24 protein-coding genes are annotated in these 24,035 nt (G+C 59.1%); 17 read left to right on the forward strand and 7 right to left on the reverse strand.

The window, feature by feature from the left end:
- The first annotated feature begins 48 nt into the window (after window positions 1-48).
- The 5 genes from YH63_RS12015 (at window position 49) to YH63_RS12035 (ending at window position 4,080) form a co-directional block, all read left to right on the forward strand.
- Window positions 49-882, forward strand: a complete 834-nt coding sequence (locus YH63_RS12015; RefSeq protein WP_046827401.1) for a 3-keto-5-aminohexanoate cleavage protein — start codon at window positions 49-51, stop codon at window positions 880-882.
- Between the two features lie 108 nt (window positions 883-990).
- Window positions 991-1,575: a VOC family protein gene (locus YH63_RS12020; RefSeq protein WP_246658049.1), complete on the forward strand. Its 585-nt coding sequence runs from the start codon at window positions 991-993 to the stop codon at window positions 1,573-1,575.
- 80 nt (window positions 1,576-1,655) lie between these two features.
- Window positions 1,656-2,813: an acyl-CoA dehydrogenase family protein gene (locus tag YH63_RS12025; protein ID WP_433995117.1), complete on the forward strand. Its 1,158-nt coding sequence runs from the start codon at window positions 1,656-1,658 to the stop codon at window positions 2,811-2,813.
- A gap of 11 nt (window positions 2,814-2,824) precedes the next feature.
- The gene (locus tag YH63_RS12030) at window positions 2,825-3,364 is read left to right on the forward strand and encodes a flavin reductase family protein (protein ID WP_046827398.1); all 540 of its coding nucleotides are present in this window, start codon (window positions 2,825-2,827) and stop codon (window positions 3,362-3,364) included.
- Window positions 3,365-3,378: 14 nt separating this feature from the next.
- The gene (locus YH63_RS12035) at window positions 3,379-4,080 is read left to right on the forward strand and encodes a TetR/AcrR family transcriptional regulator (protein ID WP_046829567.1); all 702 of its coding nucleotides are present in this window, start codon (window positions 3,379-3,381) and stop codon (window positions 4,078-4,080) included.
- Here the strand turns inward: YH63_RS12035 and YH63_RS12040 are convergent.
- Genes YH63_RS12040 through YH63_RS12050 form a run of 3 tightly spaced genes read right to left on the reverse strand, consistent with a single transcriptional unit; the run spans window position 4,048 to window position 7,060 of the window.
- On the reverse strand, window positions 4,048-5,037 hold the full coding sequence (locus tag YH63_RS12040) for a Gfo/Idh/MocA family protein (RefSeq protein WP_046827397.1): 990 nt from the start codon (window positions 5,035-5,037) through the stop codon (window positions 4,048-4,050). The genes YH63_RS12035 and YH63_RS12040 overlap by 33 nt on opposite strands.
- A gap of 21 nt (window positions 5,038-5,058) precedes the next feature.
- Window positions 5,059-5,934 (reverse strand): polysaccharide deacetylase family protein, encoded by an 876-nt coding sequence (locus YH63_RS12045; protein ID WP_046827396.1) that lies wholly within the window; start codon window positions 5,932-5,934, stop codon window positions 5,059-5,061.
- 19 nt (window positions 5,935-5,953) lie between these two features.
- Window positions 5,954-7,060 (reverse strand): LLM class flavin-dependent oxidoreductase, encoded by a 1,107-nt coding sequence (locus tag YH63_RS12050; RefSeq protein WP_046827395.1) that lies wholly within the window; start codon window positions 7,058-7,060, stop codon window positions 5,954-5,956.
- Between the two features lie 101 nt (window positions 7,061-7,161).
- Here YH63_RS12050 and YH63_RS12055 point away from each other — a divergent pair, with 101 nt between their 5' ends.
- From YH63_RS12055 to YH63_RS12110, 12 genes are all read left to right on the forward strand, one after another.
- Window positions 7,162-8,124, forward strand: a complete 963-nt coding sequence (locus YH63_RS12055) for a LysR family transcriptional regulator (protein WP_046827394.1) — start codon at window positions 7,162-7,164, stop codon at window positions 8,122-8,124.
- Between the two features lie 249 nt (window positions 8,125-8,373).
- A complete protein-coding gene (locus tag YH63_RS12060) occupies window positions 8,374-9,255 on the forward strand; it encodes an FAD binding domain-containing protein (RefSeq protein ID WP_046827393.1) in 882 nt (293 codons plus the stop codon).
- Window positions 9,252-9,737, forward strand: a complete 486-nt coding sequence (locus tag YH63_RS12065; protein WP_046827392.1) for a (2Fe-2S)-binding protein — start codon at window positions 9,252-9,254, stop codon at window positions 9,735-9,737. The genes YH63_RS12060 and YH63_RS12065 overlap by 4 nt, the downstream gene beginning before the upstream one ends.
- A complete protein-coding gene (locus YH63_RS12070) occupies window positions 9,734-12,127 on the forward strand; it encodes a xanthine dehydrogenase family protein molybdopterin-binding subunit (RefSeq protein ID WP_046827391.1) in 2,394 nt (797 codons plus the stop codon). The genes YH63_RS12065 and YH63_RS12070 overlap by 4 nt, the downstream gene beginning before the upstream one ends.
- 34 nt (window positions 12,128-12,161) lie before the next feature.
- Complete coding sequence (locus YH63_RS12075; RefSeq protein ID WP_046827390.1) at window positions 12,162-13,409, forward strand: ABC transporter substrate-binding protein; 1,248 nt, start codon at window positions 12,162-12,164, stop codon at window positions 13,407-13,409.
- 68 nt (window positions 13,410-13,477) lie between these two features.
- The gene (locus YH63_RS12080; protein WP_170978739.1) at window positions 13,478-14,353 is read left to right on the forward strand and encodes a branched-chain amino acid ABC transporter permease; all 876 of its coding nucleotides are present in this window, start codon (window positions 13,478-13,480) and stop codon (window positions 14,351-14,353) included.
- 13 nt (window positions 14,354-14,366) lie between these two features.
- A complete protein-coding gene (locus YH63_RS12085; RefSeq protein WP_046827388.1) occupies window positions 14,367-15,353 on the forward strand; it encodes a branched-chain amino acid ABC transporter permease in 987 nt (328 codons plus the stop codon).
- Entirely contained in the window at window positions 15,350-16,117 is a 768-nt protein-coding gene (locus YH63_RS12090; RefSeq protein ID WP_046827387.1) for an ABC transporter ATP-binding protein, read from the forward strand. Before YH63_RS12085 ends, YH63_RS12090 begins: the two co-directional genes overlap by 4 nt.
- Window positions 16,118-16,121: 4 nt before the next feature.
- Window positions 16,122-16,826 (forward strand): ABC transporter ATP-binding protein, encoded by a 705-nt coding sequence (locus YH63_RS12095; RefSeq protein WP_046827386.1) that lies wholly within the window; start codon window positions 16,122-16,124, stop codon window positions 16,824-16,826.
- Between the two features lie 71 nt (window positions 16,827-16,897).
- The gene (locus YH63_RS12100; protein ID WP_046827385.1) at window positions 16,898-17,848 is read left to right on the forward strand and encodes a cyclase family protein; all 951 of its coding nucleotides are present in this window, start codon (window positions 16,898-16,900) and stop codon (window positions 17,846-17,848) included.
- Between the two features lie 15 nt (window positions 17,849-17,863).
- Window positions 17,864-19,171, forward strand: a complete 1,308-nt coding sequence (hisD, locus tag YH63_RS12105; protein WP_046827384.1) for a histidinol dehydrogenase — start codon at window positions 17,864-17,866, stop codon at window positions 19,169-19,171.
- A complete protein-coding gene (locus tag YH63_RS12110) occupies window positions 19,168-19,941 on the forward strand; it encodes an SDR family NAD(P)-dependent oxidoreductase (RefSeq protein ID WP_046827383.1) in 774 nt (257 codons plus the stop codon). Before hisD ends, YH63_RS12110 begins: the two co-directional genes overlap by 4 nt.
- Before the next feature lie 27 nt (window positions 19,942-19,968).
- Here the strand turns inward: YH63_RS12110 and YH63_RS12115 are convergent, their stop codons facing one another.
- From YH63_RS12115 to gcl, 4 genes are all read right to left on the reverse strand, one after another.
- Window positions 19,969-20,268, reverse strand: coding sequence for a putative quinol monooxygenase (locus YH63_RS12115; RefSeq protein ID WP_046827382.1), 300 nt, complete (start codon window positions 20,266-20,268; stop codon window positions 19,969-19,971).
- 146 nt (window positions 20,269-20,414) lie between these two features.
- Window positions 20,415-21,302 (reverse strand): 2-hydroxy-3-oxopropionate reductase, encoded by an 888-nt coding sequence (locus YH63_RS12120; protein WP_046827381.1) that lies wholly within the window; start codon window positions 21,300-21,302, stop codon window positions 20,415-20,417.
- Window positions 21,303-21,326: 24 nt separating this feature from the next.
- Window positions 21,327-22,112, reverse strand: coding sequence for a hydroxypyruvate isomerase (hyi, locus tag YH63_RS12125; protein WP_046827380.1), 786 nt, complete (start codon window positions 22,110-22,112; stop codon window positions 21,327-21,329).
- A gap of 40 nt (window positions 22,113-22,152) precedes the next feature.
- Window positions 22,153-23,952: a glyoxylate carboligase gene (gene gcl / locus YH63_RS12130; protein WP_046827379.1), complete on the reverse strand. Its 1,800-nt coding sequence runs from the start codon at window positions 23,950-23,952 to the stop codon at window positions 22,153-22,155.
- Between the last annotated feature and the right edge of the window lie 83 nt (window positions 23,953-24,035).

Consider the following 24,035-nt stretch of genomic DNA (forward strand, 5'->3'; position numbering starts at 1 on the left):
TTTCTCGAGCTCGTTCTCTCAATATCTTCGTCAAAGGATAGGACTGGTATGGCCGATCTCACAATCATGGTCGCGCCGAACGGCGCGCGCAAAGGCCACGCCGAACATCCCAGCCTGCCCCTCACGGCCGACGCGCTCGCAACCGACGCGCGCGCATGTCAGGCCGCCGGTGCGCAGGCCATTCACATGCACGTCCGCGACGACAATGGCCGGCATACGCTCGATGCGTCACGTTATCTGGCTGCGACCGAAGCTGTGCGACGGACGACGGGGCCTGAATTCGTGGTCCAGATCACGACGGAAGCGGTCGGCATGTTCAAGCCGCACGAACAGATTGCCGTAGTGCGGGCAGTGCGACCCGAAGCGGTCAGCATTGCGACGAAGGAATTGATCCCGGACGCGGCAATGGAGGCTAAGGCGGCGGAGCTGTATCGTTGGGCTTACGAGCAGCGCATTGCGGTTCAGCACATCGTCTATGCCGCGACTGAATTCGATCATCTGCTCGATCTCATCGAGCGCGGAATCATCCCAGGTAAACGTCATTCGGTGATTTTCCCGCTCGGCCGCTATGCAGCGGACCAGGAAAGCGATCCTGCAGAACTTGCTCCATTCGTTGCGAAGGTTCGGGACAGCGGAGGCGCGGCGCGTTTCGACTGGTGGGTTTGCGCTTTCGGTGCGTCGGAGACTGCGTCACTGGTCGCGGCTGCGGCGATGGGCGGGCACTGCAGAATCGGATTCGAAAACAGCTTTCTCAATGCGGACGGCGCCCGTGCCGGGAGCAACGCGGAACGTGTTTCTGATCTACGCGCAGCATTGAGCGGAATTCGTCGCCCGCGCTCATCGCGAGCCGAGATTCTGAGAGCGTTGGGCCGGCCCGACTGAGCCTCGGCGGAACCACTAACAGACTGAATCATCTCAATAGTTAAGCTGCCGCCTGGCGCGAATGGCGTTGCAGCACCCTTTTTTGCAGCGCATCCTCCGCCAAGCTGCTTGCATTTCTATGGACGTAGCGTTATTTATCGGGTGATAAATCAAAAAGACGCGGTCAAATCTCGGGAGTGCAACATGAAGGTTCTCGGTTTCAATCATCTTTCCATCGGTGCGAAGGATCTGGAAGAGTCGGCTCGCTTCTATCAAACCGTCCTTGGCATGGAGCTCATCCCGACTTACAATTTTGGTTTCAAGACCAAATACTTGCGGTGCGGAGATCTTCAGCTTCATCTGTTCGAACTTGAAGATTGCATTCCGGTTTATCAGCACTTCGCGCTCGACGTGGACGATTTTCACGCAGCGTATGAGAAGGCGAAAGCGATCGGCGCGCTGGATTCCAAGGCCTTCCGCAATCCTGTCAACGAGTTGCCGGACGGCTGCGTGCAGATGTATCTGCGCGACCCTGCCGGAAACCTGGTCGAAATCGACTGGCCAGATGTGGCCACACTGGATCGTTCGCGGATTCCGGAAATGAAGCTGCTGTCCGAATTCGCAACCCAAGATGACGAAGGATTGAAAGCGTCGCTCTACCTCGATCGGCCGCACATCAAGCCGAACGCTCCCAGAAAAGCAGCGGCGCGATAACAGTCAGGGAGGCAGTCATGTCAGGCACCGTTCACAAACTGGACCGGCGTTCGAGCGGCCAGGACGACGCATATTCCGAGATGTTGCAGCGGGCCCATGCGCTTGTTCCAAAGTTGCGCGAGCGTGCCGCTAAGACCGAGGAAATGCGGCGTCTCCCCCCAGAGACTGAGAAAGAGCTTCACGAGGCTGGCTTGTTCAGGATTCTACAGCCCAAGCGGGTCGGAGGCTCGGAGCTAGACTACGTCGCGCTGGTCGACTTCGCCGACGTTGTTGCGCTGGCCGATGCTTCTGTTGCATGGAATCTTGCAAACTTGGCGAGCCATCACTGGATGCTCGGCATGTTCGACGAACGGGCACAGGATCTGATCTGGAAAGACAATGCCGATGCTCTCATCGCATCGTCATTTGTGTTTCCGGCTGGCCGCGCCACCAAGGTGGCGGGGGGATATAAACTGTCTGGCCGTTGGCCATTTTCCTCGGGTGTGGATTCGAGCGCCTGGAATATGCTCGCAGGTATTGTGTCGTCTGATGACGACGCGGATGGCGTCGAGTACCGGGTGTTTCTGCTCAAGCAGGATGACTACAAGATTCTCGATACGTGGAATTCAACCGGCCTGAAGGGGACGGGATCGAACGACGTCGAGGCCAAGGATGTGTTTGTTCCCGACCATATGACGCTTGCGGTCAGGGATGTCGCCGGTGGCGCGACGCCGGGCAGCACCGCAAATCCCGGCCCGCTTTACGCGCTGCCTGTATTCGCGTTGTTTCCGTTTGTCCTCTCAGGCGCTGCGCTTGGTAACGCACAGGCGTGTCTGGACGACTACATCGATATCGCCCGGCATCGGGCCTCCACCTACAACCGGGCCAAGCTCGGTGATTTGCAGACGACGCAAATCAAGATTGCCGAAGCCTCGGCCAAGATCGATGCAGCGCGTCTCATCATGCGGCGGACTTGTATTGACGCCATGGCCGACGCCCGGCGTGGAGACGTTCCGATGCTTGCGGAGAAGACGAGGTACCGGCGGGACGGGGCCTACGCCGTTAATCTGTGTACGGAAGCCGTTTCGTTGCTGTTTTCAGCAAGTGGCGCGCGTGGTCTTTACACCACCGGCGCACTTCAACGGCAGTTTCGGGACGCGCATGCGATCAACGCGCATATTGCGTTCAGCTTCGACGCAGCTGGGACGAACTACGGCCGCGTCGCGCTCGATTTGCCGTCTGAAAATCTGACCCTTTAAGAGGGCGGGCCATGGTCGCCGTTTCGCAGAACCCCACCGAATTCGGAAATGAGCTGTCGAGCGACAGTTCCTCAATCGATCCGCGCGATTTTCGCAATGCGCTCGGATCTTTTGCTACCGGCGTCACGGTAATCACGGCGGCGACGTCGGATGGCCAGCAAGCAGGGCTGACCTGCAATTCGTTCGCATCGGTTTCGCTCAATCCGCCGCTAGTACTCTGGAGCCTGGTAAGTTATTCGCCGAGCATGAGCATTTTTCAGAACGCGAGCCATTTTGCAGTCAACGTGCTCGGCGCGTCACAGCAAACGCTGGCAACGCAGTTTGCCACGCGCGCCGAGGACAAGTTCGCCGGGGTGTCGTGGCAGCCTGGTCTGGGCAATGCGCCTGTCCTTGCCGATGCCGTTGCCACATTCCAGTGCCGTAGCGCCGACCGCTATTACGGCGGCGACCATGTAATTTTCCTTGGTGCGGTGGAGGCTTATGCGTACAACCGTGCTGAGCCGCTGCTCTTTGCACGCGGGAATTTTGGTCACTTCGTTCCCGGGGCGTGATCCCGCAGGTTTTCATGGCAAAGAAGTCGTCCCCACCGGTTACCCGCGTCAAGCAGAAGCGCCTGTCTCCTGAGGATCGGCGTCAGGAGTTCGTCCGCAAGGCAACAGAGTTTTTTTCCGAAGAGGGATTCAACGGCGGCACCCGCGAGCTGGCGCGCCGATTGGGCGTGACCCAACCGCTGCTCTATCGCTATTTCCCGAGCAAGGAAGAGCTAATCAAGGAGGTCTACCGCAAGGTGTACCTCGAACCGCTCGATACCGGCTGGGAGAAACTTCTCACCAATCGGTCGCGTCCGATCCGTGAGCGTCTCGTGCAGTTCTATGAGGCCTACACCAACGTGATCTTTACGCGAAAATGGCTGAGGATCTATCTGTTCTCAGGTCTCAAAGGTCTCGATATCAACCGCTGGTACGTGGGCGTGGTGCGCGACAAGATCCTGACCCGCATCATCAAGGAATGCAGATTTGAAGCCGGCTTGCCGACGCAGGCCAAGCCGACGGCGACCGAGATCGAAATGGCGTGGGTTTTCCACGGCGGTATTTTCTATTACGGCGTCCGAAGATACATCTATGAGATGCCTGCTCTTCAGGAAAAGGAAGAGATGATCGCCAACGCGATCGACGGCTACCTCGCAGGATTTGCGCGGATGTCGGGCCAAGAGGCCAAGCGGCCTGCCGTGAAATCAAACCGGCTCAATGCTGCCGCTCTTCGCTGAGCACTGAATGGCCTCGAACGTCCGGACGTTGGTGAGCATCTCGCCGTGAGATACGGGATAGGAAGGGCCGCCGAGCGCTGCCCGCCCGAACGCTTCCAGATTGTCTCGCACTGCCGGATGAGGCTGATAATAGGCCGTTTCCGGCGGCTGATCGCGGACAACGCGGGTAACGTCCCAGCCGGTCGGATTCTCGGGATGAGTCCGGTCGCGGATCTCCATCCATCCCTTTGATCCAAGCAGCGCAAGACGGCCCATGAACGGCGTGGCAAGAACCGCGTTCAGTGTCGCCGTCGTACCGCTTTCGAAACCAATGGTTACCGAGAGCGTATCACCGTTTGCGAAACGGCTTCCGAGAGTCGCCAGACGGGCCCAAACATGGGTGGGCTTCCCGAGGATCGCAATCGACAGATCCACCAGATGAATGCCGGTTGCCGACAAGGGGCCGACGGGATTGACCTTGTTTGATAGGCGCCAGTTGTCGGGTGGCAGGTTGAGAAATTTGTCCTGACTGAAATTGCCCTCAAGCACGAGTGCGTTGCCAAATTCGCCGTCGGCCAGCCGCTGACGCATTTCGATCACGGCCGGCTCGAAGCGCCGTTCATGGCCGATGCCCAGTTGAACCTTTGCGGTTTTGACCGCGGCAATGGCGCGCTCGGCATCGACGGCTGTGGTGCAAAGCGGCTTTTCGCAAAACACGTGACGTCCCGATCGGGCGGCGGCTTCGATCTGGCCGGCGTGATGGTCCTGCGGGGTGCAGAGGATGACCGCCTCGATATCGGGCCGAGCCAGTGCATCTTCAAAGCGCGCAGATGTTTCAAGCCCCAATGCAGCACCCTTCGCGCGCATCGGCTCAAGCGGATCGATGCCCAGCACAGGCTTGACGATATCGCTGGTCGCGAGATTGCTGGCGATGGTTTGTCCCCACCATCCCAGCCCGACAACGGCGGCCCGGATCATACTTTTGCGCTCCAATCGGGATTAGCTCTTGGTCATCTGGCCGCGATACCAGTCGCCGATCTCGCTCGCTGTCATCAGCGCCACGCCGTCGTGGCCGATAACGTAATCGAGCAGTTGTTCCAGATATTTGATCCGGTGCGGAACGCCGGTGATGTAGGGGTGGATCGAGATCGCCATCACACGGGCGTTTTCCTCGCCCTCGAGATAGAGCCGATCGAACTGGTCGATGCTCCGACGCAGGAACTGGTCCGACGCCATGTGATGCAGTGCGTGAACGACGATGTCGTTGGTTTCTACAGTGTAGGGGATCGTCGTGATGGTCCCGTGAGGCGTTTCGATATCCTGCGGAAGATCGTCAATCACCCAGTCTGCGACATACTCGATCCCGTTCAGGCGGAGAAGATCGAGAGTTTCATTGGTTTCAGTGAGACCGGGGCTCTCCCATGAGCGGGGCGCCTTGCCCGTGAATTTTGCAATCGTATCGACCGCGCGTTTGATTGCATCGCCCTGATTGTCGAGCTTGTGCATCGGCCCTTGCAGGAAGCCATGCCCCATGAATTCAAATCCGGCCTCGCGCGCCGCCGATGCCACGCGCGGATACGACGTGCAGACGTTTCCGTTGATGGCGAGCGTTGTTGGAATGTTTCTGTCGGTCAGGGCTTTGAACTGACGCCAGAAGCCCGCCCGCATTCCGTATTCATGCCAGGCCCAGTTCGGCACGTCGGGAAGCAGCGGCTGCCCCATCGGCGGGCTGAGAACTGTGCGCGGCATCGCATTCTCGATGCGCCATTCCTCGACATTGAGAATGATCCAGACGGCGAGTTTTTTGCCGCCTGGAAGTACCAGTTTGGGTCGATCGATGAGGGCCTGATAGGGAATGCGATCGGAGAGAGCCAATTGGGATTCCTGCTTTTTGTTATTCCGCAGCTTTAGCCAGCTTTGACGAACCGGCGTTCACCAAAGGCAGCACCTTCTCCGCCGTCAAGATCATGGATTTCCGTCCAAGCTCACGATCTTTCCAATCCTTGCCAGCATAGAGCAGCGTCCCGAATGTGCCGACTTCGTTCTGGAATGCAAGGATCTGATCGGCGACGCTGTCCGGCGTACCGTAGATGATCAGCTTGTCGCAGATCATATCGAGTGTCACTTCATCGTCGGGTTGATCGCGGTGGGTCTTGAACAACTCGATTCGGCCGTTCTTCTTCAGCTTGGCGAACAGCGACCGGTAGTAATTCACATACGGACCATTCGGATCGGTCGCATAGGCCTTCGCTGTTGCCGCGTCGTCGGCGACGAAGACGCTCTTCGCGACGCGCCAGTTGGCGGGGTCCGCGGCGCGGCCGCCCCGTTCACAGCCTTCCACATATTTGGGCCAATGGCTCTTCACCCACGCCGGCATCAGGAAGTTTGCCGAGATCGGATCCCATCCCCGGACCGCGGCTTCCGTTACGCCCTTTGAGAACGGCGCGACCGCGGTGACGACGATCGGTGGATGCGGCCGCTGCAGCGGACGGGGGATATAGCCCTGGCCGATTTCCTTGATCTGCGTACGCTGCGTGGACACGGTCCAGTACTTGCCTTGAAGATTGTAAGGCGGTTCGCCGGACCAGATGCCGAGTACCTGATTGATTGCTTCGAGGAACATCTCGTTGCGGTTGAAGTCGAGATTGCCAAACAACTCCGCGTCCGACAGAAGACCGCCCGGGCTGATGCCGAAAATAAACCGGCCGTCGAGCATGTGATCCAGCATGGCGATGGTAGCAGCGACTGTTGCGGGATGTGTGTTGGGCATGTTCACGGTGCCGGTGCCGAGCCTGATCTGCTTCGTCGCGGCGGCGATCCAGGCCAGAAACGTCACGCATGAGGTGATGTTCTCGGCCTTGTCGGTGACGTGCTCGCCGACATAAGCCTCCGTGAATCCCAGTTCGTCGGCGAGAAGGAAAGCCTCGCGGTCTTCGGACAGCGACTGCCGCCAGTCCTTGTCCAACGGGTGGATCGGCATGGTGAAAAAGCCGAGGTTCATTGCATGTTTCCTTGATCGCTTGTGATTGGAGCGAAGAGTAGCGATTGTGGTCTATTAGAAAAATGATTATTCTTACTATCTCACATTAGGAAAATTGATGGATGATTTCCCTTCGGCAGATCAGATCGTTCGTCGCCGTTTATGAAGAGGGCTCGTTCACATCGGCTGCAAAACGGGAGGGTGCGACCCAGTCCGGCATTTCGCAGCACCTCAAGCAACTCGAATCCGAACTCGGCGCGGCGTTGCTTGAACGCGACGGCCGGGACGTTGAACCGACTCTGGCGGGGAGGCTGTACTATCGCGAATGCGTTGAGGTTCTGAAGAAACTGGAGGCTGCGCAGCAAAGCGTTGCCGTCAATCATGTCCGCGGTGCGATCCGTGTTGGCCTGATGCCGACCTTCACCAGATCGGTGCTTGCTCCTGCATTGGACAAGTTCCTCACCTCGGCGCCGGGCTCTGAAATCAGCGTGACCGAGGCCTATTCGGGCGTGCTGACCGAGATGATCCTTAAAGGTGAACTGGATTTTGCGGTTGTCCCGGCCTTCGAAGGGATAACCGGCATCTCGCATCGGCTTCTCGCCCGCGACCGGGAGATGCTGGTGAGTGCGAAGCGAGGCAAAAATACTCTCAAGCCGGTCAAGTTGTCTGAGCTTGGTCCGTTGAAGGTGGTGCTGCCTGGGCTTCAGAATACGCGCCGTCGCAACATCGAGACTTACTTCAGTGTGAACAGCGTCGCTGTGGCGCAACGACTGGAGCTGGACGCCATGATGGGCACGCTGCAATTTGTCGCAGCGAGCGATTGGGTGGCCATTCTGCCGTTCGTGATGATGGCCTCGGATATCGATGGCGGGCGCTTCGATGTGAGGCCGCTCGAAGATCCGCCTTTCTATTCCGAGTTCGTTTTGATCGAACCGGCGCGCAAGGTGATGTCTTCTGCGGCCGCGTTGTTCGCCGATATTCTCAGAAGGGAGGCCGAGAAATCGCGGCTGGTGTTTGAGGAACGTGCTGGCAGACAGCAACAACTAACGCGCCGACGCGCAGTGCGGTCCGGGCGGCCACAGTAAGATTGTGCAATGCGACATTTTCGTATGACGACCCCGCAAGCCACAATTCCTTAACTCTCACTTCGTTTTGCCGCGCTTGGGTCCTCGCGTGGGGTGAACCGGGAGGCCTTTATTTCCAGTGATTGGTGCAATGCCGGACACGCTGAGGCGAAATAATCGTTCGATAAACAACGCTTGACGTTTGATCTGCGGCACCGTCTAATCATTTTCGAAGCCCATCATAAAATGTGGCGAGGGGAGGTTGCCGGAATGAAAGCTTCGGCTTTCAGCTATGCGCGTGCTTCGAGCGTCGTTGACGCATTGGAGCTGCTTGCCCGGCATGGCGATCAGGCCAAGGTTCTCTCCGGTGGTCAAAGTCTTATGCCTGCATTGAATCTGAGGCTGTCGGCTCCGGAATTGCTCGTCGACATCGGTGCCATCGACGAGTTGCGCGGAATCAGCGTTGCGAGCGGCGTCCTTAGGATCGGCGCACTGACCCGTCACGTCGATGTCCTGAAGTCCGCTGAGATCGCAAAGCATGCGCCGCTTCTGACCGAAGCCATCGCGCATGTCGCGCATCCCGCGATCCGCAACAGGGGCACATTCGGCGGCAGTCTCGCGCATGCTGATCCTGCATCGGAGCTCCCGGCGTGTGTTCTCGCACTTGATGCTGTCATTCTTGTCCGCAGCAAGGATGGCGAGCGTCGTATTCAAGCCGCCGACTTTTTCACCGGCATCTACGAAACCTTGCTGGCTTCGGACGAACTGCTCGTTGCCGTTGAAATCCCTGTCGCAAAACCGAATGCGGTTCATTTTTTTCATGAGTATGCCCGCCGGAAGGGCGATTACGCCATCGTTGGATTGGCGGCGTCTGGAATTCTGAGCGGTGACGTGTTGACGGATCTCCGGCTCGGCTACTTTGCGGTGGGCGATAAGCCGATGCTTGCAACGGCGACGGAGCATCTGACAGGACGGCCGGTCACAGCATCGATGCTGGCTGACGCTCAGGCTGCGCTCGACGCGGAGCTTGATCCGCAGGAAGATCAGCAGGCTTCTGTCGGAATGCGCCGTTATCTCGCGCGCCAGTTGATGGCGCGATGCGTGTCGGCGCTGCTCGAGCGTCCAGATCTCGAAACGAAAGCGCTGGCGTGACGGATCTCGCATCAATTTCCCTGACCGTTAATGGTGAGCGCATTTCCGCGCAGGTGCTGCCACGATTGAACCTGGCTGACTTTCTGCGGGATCATCTGGGTCTCACGGGGACTCATGTCGGATGCGAGCATGGCGTGTGTGGAGCGTGCACGGTTCGCGCCAATGGCGATATCGTGCGTGCGTGCCTACTGCTTGCGGTACAGGTGGAAAACGCGTCCGTGCAGACCATCGAGGGGCTGTCGGACAGCGGGGAAGTCTCCGACTTGCAGGCGGCGTTCCGCGACCGCAATGCCCTTCAATGCGGATACTGTACGCCCGGCATGTTGATGGCCGCGCAGGATATCCTGATCCATGAGCCGCAGGCGGACCGCGAGCAAATTCGCGAGCATCTCTCCGGCAACTACTGCCGCTGCACCGGGTATCATGCGATCATCGACGCCGTGGAAGCGACGGCCCGTGCACGTTCGGAGCAGGCGCGATGAACGACGGCTCCGAGAAGCAACCCGGTCTGTCGGTTCTGGACCGCCCGAATTCGTACATCGGCAAGACGGTGCCGCGCCCGAATCTCGATCGGCTGATGCAGGGGCGTGGGCAGTATGTCAGCGACATGGTGCTGCCGCGCATGGCGCATGCGGTATTCCTGCGATCGCCCTATGCGCATGCCAAGATCCTGAACATCGATGAGACCGCGGCGAAGGCAATGCCTGGCGTTATTGCGGTCGTCACCGGTGCGGAACTGGCGAAAGTCATTACGCCCTGGGTCGGCGTGCTGTCTCATCTCAAGGGTCTCAAGTCGGCTCCGCAGCACGCGATCGCGATTGATCGCGCTTGTTGGCAAGGTGAGGCAGTGGCGGCGGTCATCGCGACCAGCCGGGCACTCGCCGAAGATGCCGCCGAGGCCGTGTTGGTGGATTACGAAGAACTCGTCCCGGTGACGGATATGCGCACGGCGCTCGATCCCGATACCCCGGTGATTCACGCCGATCTCGGGGACAATCTGGCCTTCGAGCGCAATCTCGATGCCGGGGCCGTGGATCAGGCCTTCAAGGATTCCGACGAGGTTGTGGAAGCCGAGTTCGTCTTTGGCCGGCACACCGGTGTCACGCTGGAGCCCCGCGCGGTTCTAGCTGATTGGAATTCGGGAGAGGAGCGCCTGACCGTTTACCTGGGCACCCAGGCGCCGCACATGGTGCAGAATATCGCCGCCCTGCATCTGGGTCTCGATGAGGCGCAGGTGCGCGTGGTGTGCAAGGATGTCGGTGGCTCATTCGGCATCAAGGTTCACATCTATGCCGACGAAATGGCGACTCTTGCGCTATCGAAGTTGCTGCGCCGCCCGATCAAGTTCGTTGCCGACCGGGTCGAGAGTTTCAACACCGATATTCATGCACGCGATCACGTCTGCAAGGCGCGCATCGGCGTCAGCAAGGACGGGACCATCAACGCCTTCGAGATCGACGATGTTACCGGCATCGGCCCGTACTCAATGTATCCGCGCACCAGCGCGATCGAGGCCAACCAGGTCGTCAATCTGGTCGGCGGTCCCTACACGACGCAGAATTATCGGGCACGAACCCGCGTCGTTTTCCAGAACAAAAACGTCACCTGTCAGTATCGTGGCGTGGGGCATCCCATCGCGTGCTCAATCACCGAAGGGCTGGTCGATCTTGCCGCGCAGCGGATCGGGATGGATCCGATTGAAATCCGCCGCCGCAATCTTATTCGCGATGATGCCTATCCTTGCGGGTCGCCGTCAGGACTCAAATTCGAGGCGCTGTCGCATCACGCGTCGCTCGATAAGCTGGTCGCAATGATGAACTACGATGCGTTGCGCGCCGAGCAGGCAGAGTTGCGCAAGCAGGGGATCTATCGCGGTATCGGCATCGGGAGCTTTATCGAGGTCACCAATCCCAGCGCGGCATTCTACGGCGTGGGCGGTGCGCGGATTTCGTCGCAGGACGGTGTCGCCGTGCGTCTGGATGCCACCGGCCGGGTGATTTGCCAGACGAGCATTACCGAGCAGGGGCAGGGATCTGAATCGCTGACCGCGCAGATCGTCGGAAGCGTACTCGGCGTATCGATGGAACGCGTTCGCGTGATTCTGGGGGATACCGACAATACGCCGTACGGCGGCGGCACATGGGCGTCGCGCGGAGCAGGCATCGGTGGCGAGGCCGCACTGCAGGCGGCGAAGGTGCTCCGTAAAAACATTCTGGATGTCGCAGCGGCCATTCTTCAAGCCAAGCCGGGTGATCTCGATATCGTCGATAACGCCGTAGTTGATGCCGACGGTGGACAGCAGCGTATCGAACTGCATGAGCTGGCGCGCATCGTCTACTTCCGGCCAGATACCTTGCCGCCGGGATTCCAGCCCGAGTTGATGGCGACCCGGCATTTCGTGCCGCGCGAGTATCCTTTCGCGTTTACCAACGGTGTTCAGGCCTCGTTGCTGGAGGTTGATCCTCAGACAGGCTTCATCAAGCTGCTCAGGCATTGGGTGGTCGAGGACTGCGGCACCATCATCAATCCTCAACTGGTGGATGAGCAAATCCGCGGCGGTGTGGTCCAGGGGCTGGGTGCTGCGCTTTACGAACAATGCATCTACGATGAGCGCGGACAGCTCACCAATGCCAACATGGCGGACTATCTCGTGCCGATGTCGGGCGAGATGCCGGATATCGACGTCGGGCACGTTGTCTCTCCCACGCTTGAGAGTGAACTGGGCGCCAAGGGAGCGGGCGAAGCGGGGACGGCTGCTGCGGCTGCTGTAGTCTCCAACGCCGTCAACGACGCGCTATCGCCTTTCAATGTCACGATTACTGAAATTCCGCTGACGCCACGAGTTGTTCTCGCTGCGCTCGGGCGGATCTGATCGACACCAAATAATATCAACCTCGGAGGAATATATGGCCAAGAAAACGACAGGATCCATCTCTCGCCGCCGCTTGCTGACGACCGCCAGCGCCGGCGCCGTTCTGGCGGCCTCGCCGTTTCGCATCAATCTGCTCCAGGCACAGGAAGCGACCATCAAGGTCGGATTTCCAGTCCCGCTGACCGGTCCATATGGCACCGAAGCGCAGGATCAGGTGCGTGCAGCGGAAGTCGCTATCGCTGAGTTCAATGAAGCAGGCGGCCTCAATGGCCGGAAGGCCGAATTGCTCGTGCGCGATGACAAGCTCAATCCGGGCGAGGCGGCCACCCGCACGCTGGAACTGATCGAGAAGGAAAAGGTCAACTTCATCGTCGGCAGTCTGTCTGCGTCGGTGCAGCTCGCGGTGAACAACGTCACCAAGGAACGGAAGATCATCTACAACTCGATCAGCCAGTCCGATGAAATCAACGAGGTCAAGGATTTCAGCAAATATACGTTCCACGAAGCTCTCACGCCGCACCTGACTGCGGGTGCCGTCGGACGTTATGCGTTCCCGAAGTTTGGCAAGAAGGTTGCGTTCCTCACGGCTGACTATGCCTATGGTCATGAAATGGTGCGCGGCTTCCAGGAAGCCGGCAAGGCATTTGGGGTCGAAAGCCTCGTCGATATTCGGCATCCGCTCGGCACCACCGACTTCTCTGCGTTGCTGCCGCGTATCCAGGCGCTGAAGCCGGACATTCTCGTCATCAGCAACTTCGGCCGCGATCAGCAGATCGCACTTAAGCAGGCCACCGACTTCGGCATGAAGAAGAGCATGAAGATCGTTGCGCCGATCCTGCTTTACACCGGCCGAATTGCTGCCGGTGCGCAGGCATTCGAGGGCGTCATCGGTGGAACCTCGTACTATTGGGGCATCGAGGACAAGGTTGCGTCCGCGAAGGCGTTCAACGATCGCTTCCGCAAGATGCACGGTGGCAAGGTGCCGTCGGATTACGGCGCGCTGGGCTACGCTGGCGTAAAGACATTGCTGATGGGAGCCAAGGCTGCCGGCACCACTGATACCGATAAGGTCATCGAGGCCGTCGAAGCGCTCAAGTACGATTACTACAAGGGCCCTGAGTACTATCGCAAGTGCGACCACCAGGCTGTGCAGTCGGTTCTCATCATCGAATCCAAATCGAAGCCTGAGAAGGGCGATGCCGACGTCTTCAACGTCCTCGCCACCGAGGAGCCGAGCGAAAAGAACCTCCGCACCTGCGAAGCGCTCGGCCACAAGTCCTGAACCATTTGAACTAACGGGCGCGCGTCCATCATGGGCGCGCGTCTTCTCTGGAGATATCCATGGCCGGTATGAGTTTCGATCTGATCGCGTTGCAATTGTTCACCGGTCTGGCGCTCGGCGCGATTTACGTGCTGTTCGCCATTGGACTGTCGCTGATCTTCGGCATGCTGACCGTTGTGAACTTCGCGCATGGTGCCTTCTATATGGTCGGCGCATATGTCGGGCTGTTCCTTCTCTCGCTGGGAGGAAATTTCTGGCTTTGCCTCATTGCGGTTCCATTGATCGTCGGCACTGTCGGTCTCGTTGTGGAGCGCTTCCTGATCCGGCCGCTGTATGGCCGCGGCATCGACTATCCACTTCTTCTGACGTTCGGCCTGAGCTATGTGATGGTCGAACTCATCCGTATTGCTTTCGGCAAGAGCGGCTATCCGTTCGATACGCCTGAGATCCTGCAAGGTGCGGTGAACATCGGCGTCGGATACTTCCCGCTTTATCGTCTGTTCGTCATCGGTATCGCGGCGGCGGTTCTTCTGGGTCTCTGGCTCTTCCTCGAGCGTACGAGCTTCGGCTTGATCATCCGCGCAGGTGCGCGAGATCCCCAGATTGTTCGCGTGCTCGGGGTCAACGTCTCGCGTGTCTGGCTGTTTGTTTTCGGCATCGGCTCCGGGATTGCAGCATTGGCCGGGCTTCTCGCCGCGCCGCTGCAAGGCGTTATCCCTGAAATGGGGGCGACGATTCTTGCCGAAGCGTTTGTCGTGACGGTTGTCGGCGGCATGGGCTCAATCGGGGGCGCAGTCATCGCCGGTCTTCTCGTTGGCGTGGTTGTCAGCATGACGTCGCTGTTCGCGCCCGAAATGGCCAAGGTTTCGATTTTTGCCTTGATGGCAGTAGTTCTTCTCGTCCGTCCGCAAGGCTTCTTCGGCCGCGCCGGGCTCATGAGCTGAGGCGAGCAAAACAATGAATGAACTTTCACAGACTCTGAGCCAGCCGAGCGTTGCCTCGGTAAGTTGGTTCGATTTCGCCAAGCGTCATCGGGCCATCCTTGCCAGCATTTTCGTGTTGGTGTTTCCTCTAGTGATGCCGTTCACGGCATTGGCCGTGAACATCCTGATTTACGGACTCTACGCGCTCGGGTTCAACCTGTTGTTCGGATATCTCGGACTGCTGTCGTTCGGGCACGCAGCACTGTTCGGAACAGGATCCTATCTCTGCGGCATCGCAATCGTGCATTTCGGGTTGCCGTGGTATCTCGCCATCGTGGTCGGAATTGTCGGCGGTGCCGTCATGGCGGCGGCGATCGGCGCACTGGCGATCCGCACTCGCGGCATCTATTTCGCCATGGTGACGATGGCGTTGTCGCAATGTGTCTTCTATCTTTTCTATCAGGCGGTCGATTGGACCGGCGGCGAGAACGGCCTGCGCGGAATCAATGTCCGGACCATCGATGTACTTGGGTTTAAGTTCGACTTCATCAATCCGTTGACCCGCTACTATGTCGTCGCTGTGTTCGTCATCATGGCGTTGTTTATGCTGTCGCGGATTCTGGCGTCGCCGTTTGGTGCCGTCATCGAAGCCATCCGTGAGAACGAAGCGCGGGCGCGGGCCTCCGGATATGATGTGACGCGGACGCGGTTGATCACCTTCATTCTGTCCGGTGCATTCTGCGGCTTGGCCGGCGCGCTGATGGCGCTGCATCTGTCGATCGTTCCGATCGAGATTCTGCACATCGAGACGTCCGGCATGGTGGTGATGATGTCGCTGCTGGGAGGAATGGGCACATTCTTCGGCCCGTTCGTCGGCGCGGCTGTTTTCCTGTTGCTCGAGAATCTGGTCTCAATCTGGACCGTCCATTGGCAATTGATCGTCGGTGCGGTGTTCGTGGTTTGCGTGCTGTTCTTCCCGGCCGGAATCTGGGGAACGATCTTGAAGTGGGTCAATAAATGACGTCGGCAGACACATCCTCGCAGGTCATTCTGCGCACCACCGGTGTGAGCAAATCGTTCGGGAAGTTCGTGGCCCTGAACAACATCTCGGCTGAGTTCTCCCGGAATGCGATCACCTCCATTATCGGGCCGAACGGCGCCGGGAAGAGCACCTATTTCAACCTTTTGTCGGGTGCTTTTCCTCCGTCTGCCGGCAAGGTCGAGTTCGAGGGGCGCGACGTCACCAATATCGCGCAGCACGAGTTTGCGCATATGGGCATCGCCAAGTCCTTCCAGATTACCAACGTTTTCCCGCTGCTGACGACGCGTGAGAATGTTCGCGTCGGGCTGCAGGCGTTCGTCTCGCGTTACAATATTTGGCGGCCGCGGGCCAAGCTCCCCGGACTTGTCGAAAAAGCTGACGCGTTGCTGGCGCAGGTCGGGTTGTGGGACCGCCGCGAGCGGCTGGCGAAGGAACTCGCGCATGGCGAACAGCGCGCGCTCGAAATCGGAATGGCGCTGGCCGCCAATCCGCGGCTGTTGCTGCTGGACGAACCGACGGCAGGCATGAGCCCGGAAGAGACCCGGGTGATGATGGACCTCATCGTCAAACTGGCCAAGGAGCGCACCGTCATTCTGGTCGAGCACAAGATGAAACTGGTGATGGGTATCAGCGACCGGGTGCTCGTGCTTCATCATGGCGAACTGCTCGCGCAGGGAACGCCGACGGCCGTCCGCCAGAACGAACAGGTCAAGCGGGTCTATCTTGGCCAGCGGGAGCACTGAAACGATGTTGCGTGTCGAAAATCTCAACTCCTGGTACGGCGCAAGCCACGTGTTGCAGGACATCGGCCTTGAGGTGAACAAGGGCGAGATCGTCTGCCTGATCGGCCGTAACGGGGCCGGCAAGACCACGACCTTGAAGTCAATCATTGGCCTTTTGGACAAGACCCGCGGGTCGGTGACGTTCAAGGGCAAAGAAGTGCTGGGCCAGCCGGCGCATGTCCGCTTCGGCCTGGGACTGGCCTATGTCCCCGAGGAACGCCGTATCGTGCAGGGACTGAGTGTGCGGGAAAACCTGCGGCTCGGCCTCGTTGCGTCGCCTGACAAGAAGGACGAGGTTCGACGCATCGCCCAGATCGCCGAGATTTTCCCACGCCTGGCAGAGCGGTTGGATCAGGAAGCCGTCACAATGTCCGGTGGTGAGCAACAGATGCTCGCGATCGCGCGCGCCATGATCGCCCGGCCAGACCTCATCATGCTCGATGAGCCCTCGGAAGGCATCATGCCGGTGCTCGTCGATGAGATGTTCGAACTGTTCCGCAAGATGAAGTCGGAAGGGACGACAATTCTGCTTGTCGAGCAGAACGTGGAACTGGCGCTCGATATCGCCGATCGTGCCTACGTGCTGGATCAGGGTTCTGTTGTGCATCACGCGACCGCGGCCGCGCTGCTGGCCGACGACGAAATCAAGGAGCGTTACTGCTCGGTCTAGCCAAGGGCTAGCCGACGCATTCGCTCGTCCATTAAATTATCGATCGATAAATAAACCAAGGAAGCACCATCATGAAAGTCGACAGAGCCGCTATCTATGAAGCTGCCAAGAAACTCTCGAACTGGGGCCGCTGGGGCGCGGACGATCAGGTCGGAACGCTCAATAACGTCACTCCGGAAGACGTCATCAACGCAGGCAAACTGATCAAGAAGGGGAAGGTCTTCGCGCTCGGCTTGTCGCTGAAGGAGCCGATTCAGTCCGGATTGTTCGGCGGCCGCTGGAATCCGATCCATACCATGCTGGCGACGGGCACCGACGCCGCTGCGGGTAATCAGGATATCCCGTCACCATATCTGCGTTACGCCGATGACGCGATCAACATGCCTTGTCAGGCTTCGACGCAGTGGGACGCTCTCTGTCACATCTTTCTCGATGACAAGATGTACAACGGCTATGACGCCAAGCTGGTCGATGCGCGCGGCGCCAAGAAGCTCGGTATCGAGCATACGCGCGACAAGATGGCAGGCCGCGGGGTGTTGCTCGATATGGCCCGGTTCAAGGGCGTTGAATCGCTCGACGACGGCTATGCGATTACCAATGCGGACCTCGATGCGTGCGCGAAGAAGCAGGGCGTCGAAATTCGCAAGGGCGACTTTGTGATTGTCCGCACCGGCCATCAGGAGCGCTGCCTGAAGAAAAAAGATTGGTCTGGATACGCGGGCGGCGATGCGCCGGGCATGGCGTTTGAGACCTGCTACTGGATTCGCGAAAAGGACATCGCTGCGATCTGCACCGATACCTGGGGATGCGAGGTCCGCCCGAACGAAACGAACGAGGCCAATCAGCCCTGGCACTGGGTGGTGATCCCTGCCATCGGGATTTCCATGGGTGAAATCTTCTACCTGAAGGAACTGGCGGAAGATTGCGCGCAGGATAAGGTGTATGAATTCTTCTTCGCCGCGCCGCCGATGCATTTGCCGGGCGCGGCCGGATCGCCGATCAATCCTCAGGCAATCAAGTAATCGCGGAGAAATCTGATGGCAAAGTATCTCAAGCGCAGCCGGGATGCCGCCCAGCGGGCTGAAGACGACTCAAAGGTTCGTGCCGCCGTCGAAGGGATTCTTGCGGACATCGAGAAGCGCGGCGATGACGCGGTTCGCGAACTGTCGGTGAAGTTCGACAAGTGGGATCGCAAGGATTATCGGCTGACTAATGCCGAGATCAAGGATTGCGTCGGGCAGCTTTCGAAACGGAACATCGACGACATCAAGTTCGCGCAGGAGCAGGTTCGCAATTTCGCCCAGCACCAGCGCGACTCGATGAAGGACGTCGAGGTCGAAACGCTGCCGGGCGTCGTGCTTGGCCACAAGAACATCCCGGTCAATTCCGTCGGCTGTTATGTTCCTGGCGGAAAATATCCGCTGCTGGCGTCTGCACATATGTCGGTGATCACCGCAAAGGTTGCCGGCGTTTCACGCATCATCACCTGTGCGCCGCCGTTCCAGGGCAAGCCGGCTCCGGCCATTGTCGCCGCGCAGCATCTTGCAGGTGCAGATGTCATCTATTGCCTCGGCGGCATTCAGGCCGTCGGTGCGATGGCAATCGGAACGGCATCGATCGCGCCAGTCGACATGCTGGTGGGGCCGGGCAATGCGTTTGTCGCAGAAGCGAAGCGTCAGCTTTACGGGCGCGTCGGCATCGATTTGTTTGCAGGCCCGACCGAAACACTGGTGATCGCCGATGACACCGTGGACGGCGAGATTTGCGCGACCGATTTGCTCGGGCAGGCTGAGCACGGACCAAATTCCCCCGCGATCCTGCTCACTAACTCCGAGAAGCTTGCACGCGAGACCATGGCGGAAATCGAGCGCCTCCTGAAGATCCTGCCGACCGGAGCTGTCGCAGCCAAGGCGTGGGAAGATTATGGCGAAGTGATCGTCTGCGATTCCGAAGAGGAAATGGTGAAGGAGGCAGATCGCATCGCTTCCGAGCATGTGCAGGTGATGACCCGAGATCCGGATTACTTCCTGAAGAACATGACCAACTACGGCGCGTTGTTCCTGGGGCCGCGCACCAACGTGGCCTATGGCGACAAGGTGATCGGCACCAACCACACCCTGCCGACCAACAAGGCGGCACGTTACACCGGTGGTTTGTGGGTCGGTAAGTTCCTCAAGACTGTGACGTACCAGCGCGTCCTGACGGACGAGGCATCTGCCATGATCGGTGAATATTGCTCGCGCCTCTGCATGCTAGAAGGTTTTGCCGGTCATGCCGAGCAGGCCAATGTTCGCGTCCGGCGTTATGGCGGGCGCAACGTGCCGTACGCGAGCGCCGCCGAATGAGCGGCCTGTCGCTGCCGACAACGCCGACCTTCCGGTTGGATGGCCGGCGTGCCTTGGTCACCGGGGCAGGCCGTGGGATCGGCCTAGCCGCGGCCGTGGCGTTGGCGGAAGCGGGCGCAGATGTCACGCTTTGCGCACGTACTGCGAGCGAGATCGACGAGGCGGCAGCGGCTCTACGCAAGAAGGGCTTTTCGGCGGATACGCTCGCGCTCGATGTGACAGACGTGGCGGCCTTCCGCATGGCGATTGACGCGCGTGAGCCGTTTCATGCTTTCGTCAATAATGCAGGGACCAATCGGCCCAATCCCTTCACCGACGTGCCGGTTGAAGATTTCGACGCGGTGATGAACCTGAACGTACGCGCGGCTTACTTTGCTGCACAATCCGTCGCCAAGCGGATGGTCGCGGCTAGTCTCCGCGGCTCGATCATCAATATGTCGTCGCAGATGGGGCATGTCGGCGGCGCAAACCGCTCGCTCTATTGCGCGTCGAAGTGGGCGATGGAAGGCTTCTCCAAAGCGATGGCGATTGATCTTGCTTCGCGAGGCATTCGCGTGAACACGCTGTGTCCGACCTTCATCGAAACGCCGATGACAAGGCCCTTTTTCGAGAACGCTGCGTTCAAGGAGAGCGTACTCTCCAAAATCAAGCTCGGGCGTCTCGGCACGGTCGAAGATCTGATGGGTGCGATCGTATTTCTTGCAAGCGATGCGTCAGCGCTAATGACAGGCTCGTCCTTAATGATCGACGGCGGATGGACGGCGGATTGATGCCTCGTCTATCGTCAGCGCTGTGAGCTAAGGCATCTGTAATTCCGTGACATCGTAGATCTGGATCGTCGATGGTTCGGACAGCATACTTCGCAGCGTCTTCACAAACTCGCGCGACGCCGGCACCTGAAAATGAGCCGTTAGCGCCTGCCTGTCCGCCCATTGCTCGACGAATACGAAGCGAAGCGGATTTTCACAATCGATGTGTACGGCATGCGAAATGCAGCCGGGTTCGGTGCGTGAGCGATGAACGTGTTCCAGGCTGAGCCTACGAATCTCGTCGAATGTTTCGGGTTTGGCCAAGGCTTTGCCGGTCACGACAATCATGTGTGTCTCCCCAAGCTGTTCCCACCAAGGCGGCTTTGCCAGCTGATAGATCGCGCGGGCAGACTACTCCATCGGGACGCTCATGGAAGAGCGGCGCGGTGTTGATTTCACTGCGCCGCCAATTCAACTCAAGGTATCGTAAGATCTTAGGCCTTGGCGACCTCGTGGCTCGCCATTGTCTCCAGCGCTTTCACCATCGCCGAATGATCCCAGGCCTTGCCGCCTTGAGCTGCACAGGAATTGAAGAGTTGCTGGGCCATCGATGTATTCGGCAACGACAGGCCGAGCGCTCGCGCGCCGTCGAGAGCAAGGTTGAGATCCTTCTGGTGCAACTCGATACGGAAGCCTGGGTTGAACGTGCGTTTGATCATGCGCTCCCCATGCAATTCGAGGATGCGCGATGTGGCGAGACCGCCCATTAGCGCCTGTCGCACCAGTGTCGGATCTGCGCCTGCCTTTGATGCAAATAGCAGGCCTTCGGCGACAGCCTCGATGGTCAGCGCGACAATGATCTGATTGGCGACCTTTGTGGTCTGACCGTCACCGTTGCCGCCGATGAGGGTGATGTTCTTGCCCATTTTGTCGAACAGCGGCTTGACGTTATCGAATGCACTTTGCGGTCCGCCCACCATGATGGTCAGCGACGCGGCTTTTGCACCGACCTCGCCGCCGGAGACCGGCGCGTCCAGATAGTCCGCGCCCTTTGCATTGACCCTCTTTGCAAATTCTTTCGTCGCGATCGGCGAGATCGAGCTCATATCGACGACGACTTTGCCCTTCGAAAGCCCCTCCGCGACACCGCCGGCATTGAAGAGCACTGACTCCACGTCAAGAGTATCGGGCACCATGATAATGACGACGCTGGATTTCTCTGCGATCTCTTTGCCGGACTTGCAGGCGATAGCGCCGGCTGCAACGAACTCTTTCGACGCGGCGGATTTTTCCAGCACAAACAGGCGATGCCCGGCGGCCTGGAGGTGGCCCGCCATCGGCCGTCCCATGATACCGAGGCCGATGAAACCGATATCGGTCATTCTGATCTCCCTGGTTCTTCTTGATTACGCATCGACCGTATGCGGTTCGTACCACCCAAGACCTTCAAGGGTGGTGGTCTTCGGCTTGTATTCGCAGCCGATCCAGCCACGATATCCGATCTCGTCGAGATAGCGAAAGAGGAAGGGATGGTTGATTTCACCGGTACCCGGTTCGTTCCGGCCGGGATTATCGGCCAGTTGGATATGCGCGATGCGGTCCAAGTGCTTCTTCATAGTCGGTGCGAGGTCCCCCTCCATGATTTGCATATGATAGATGTCATACTGGACGAACAGGTTCTCCGAGCCGACCTCCGAAATGATCTGGATTGCCTGCTCCGTTTCGTTGAGGAAGAACCCCGGAGTGTCGCGCGTATTGATCGGTTCGATCAGCAGCTTGATTTGCTGCTTTGCAAGCGCCGAGGTGGCGTAACGCAGATTCTCCACAAACACGCTCTGGAGTTCTGCTGGATCGGCGTCCGCTGGTGTTATGCCGGCGAGGCAATTCACCTGCCGGCAACCCAGCGCCTTGGCGTATTCAATCGCGCGTTTGACGCCGTCGCGGAATTCCGTGACGCGATCAGGAAATATCGCGATGCCGCGGTCGCCTGCGCTCCAATTTCCCGCAGGCAAATTGTGCAGCACCTGAGTGAGTCCATGTTGCTGCAATTGTTCGCCCAATACGGCTTTCTCGAAGTCGTAGGGGAACAGATACTCCACGCCCGTGAATCCGGCCGCCTTGGCTGCCGCGAAGCGGTCGAGGAACGGCAGTTCGTTGAAGAGCATCGTGAGATTGGCTGCGAATTTTGGCACGGGGAATGTCCTTTTCTTCTTTGTCTTGTGGTGGCTGCCGTCAAACGGGCAGCAGCTTGCCGCGGGAAGTCTTCTCCGGATTCGTCGGTGTGTCGTCGAGCGGCAGATCGAGCACGTCTTCGAATTCGACGATATTGTCGATCTCGGTCCCCATTGCGATGTTGGTGACCCGTTCGAGAATGAATTCGACCACCACCGGGACGCGATATTCCGCCATCATCTCACGCGCAGTCGCGAACGCGACTTGAGCATCCTCCGGGTGCGTGACGCGGATCGCCTTGCAGCCGAGGCCTTCGGCTACAGCGACGTGGTCGACGCCGTAGACGCCGAGTTCCGGCGCGTTGATATTTTCGAACGACAATTGCACGTGATAATCCATCTCGAAGCCGCGTTGTGCCTGACGGATCAGGCCCAGATAGGAGTTGTTCACGACGACGTGGATGTAGGGCAGTTTGAACTGCGCGCCGACGGCCAGTTCCTCGATCAGGAACTGGAAATCATAGTCGCCCGAAAGTGCAACGATCTCGCGCGTCGGATCGGCGGCGCGCACACCGAGTGCGGCGGGCAGGGTCCAGCCAAGTGGACCGGCCTGACCGGCATTGATCCAGTTGCGCGGCTTGTAGACGCCAAGGAATTGCGCGCCGGCAATCTGCGACAATCCGATCACGCTGACATAACAGGTATCGCGGCCGAACGCCTTGCTCATCTCCTCGTAAACGCGCTGCGGCTTGATCGGAACGTTGTCGAAGTGACTCTTGCGCAGCATGGTGCGTTTCCGGTCCTGAACCGCTGCGGGCCACGCCTGGCGCTCCTTCAGCTTGCCGGCTTTGCGCCATTCCTTCGCGACTGCGACGAAAAGCTCAAGTGCGGCCTTGGCATCGGAGACGATGCCGAAATCCGGATTGAACACGCGGCCAATTTGTGTGGGCTCGATATCGACATGCACGAAGGTGCGGCCCCTCGTGTAGGTTTCGACCGATCCGGTGTGGCGATTGGCCCAGCGGTTGCCGATGCCGAGTACGAAATCCGACTCCAGCATGGTTGCATTGCCGTAGCGGTGGCTGGTCTGAAGGCCGACCATTCCGGCCATCAGGACATGATCGTCCGGGATTGCGCCCCAGCCCATCAGCGTCGGCACCACGGGAACATTGACGATCTCGGCGAACGCCACGAGAAGGTCGGACGCGTCGGCATTGATGACACCGCCGCCGGCCACGATCAGCGGGCGCTCGGCAGCGTTGAGCATCGCGAGCGCCTTTTCGACCTGCCTGCGCGTTGCGGCGGGCTTGTAGACCGGCAAGGGCTCGTAGGTCTCGTCGTCGAATTCGATTTCGGCGAGTTGCACATCGAGTGGCAGGTCGATCAGCACCGGACCGGGACGACCAGAGCGCATGATGTGGAACGCCTGGCTGAAGACACGCGGCACCAGCGCTGGCTCGCGCACGGTGACGGCCCACTTGGTGACGGGCTTTGCGATCGACTCGATGTCAACTGCTTGGAAGTCCTCCTTATACATGCGTGCACGTGGCGCCTGTCCGGTGATGCACAGGATCGGGATCGAATCGGCGATGGCTGAATACAGCCCGGTGATCATGTCGGTTCCAGCGGGGCCGGATGTGCCGATGCAGACGCCGATATTGCCGGCCTTGGCGCGGGTGTATCCTTCGGCCATGTGAGATGCGCCTTCGACGTGGCGCGCCAGGATGTGATTGATCGATCCGCGCTTCTTGAGTGCCGAGTACAGTGGATTGATCGCGGCGCCCGGAACGCCGAACGCACAGACGACACCTTCCTTCTCAAGGATACGCACCGCCGCATCGATTGCCCGCATCTTCGCCATGTCCCACCTCGACTGGTTAAGTTCGGATGCAATCATCACGAGGATGGCAGATCGTCTCAATGGTCTTGAATTTGTTTCCCGCG

The organism is Afipia massiliensis (genome assembly GCF_001006325.2).
Lineage (GTDB): Bacteria > Pseudomonadota > Alphaproteobacteria > Rhizobiales > Xanthobacteraceae > Afipia > Afipia massiliensis_A.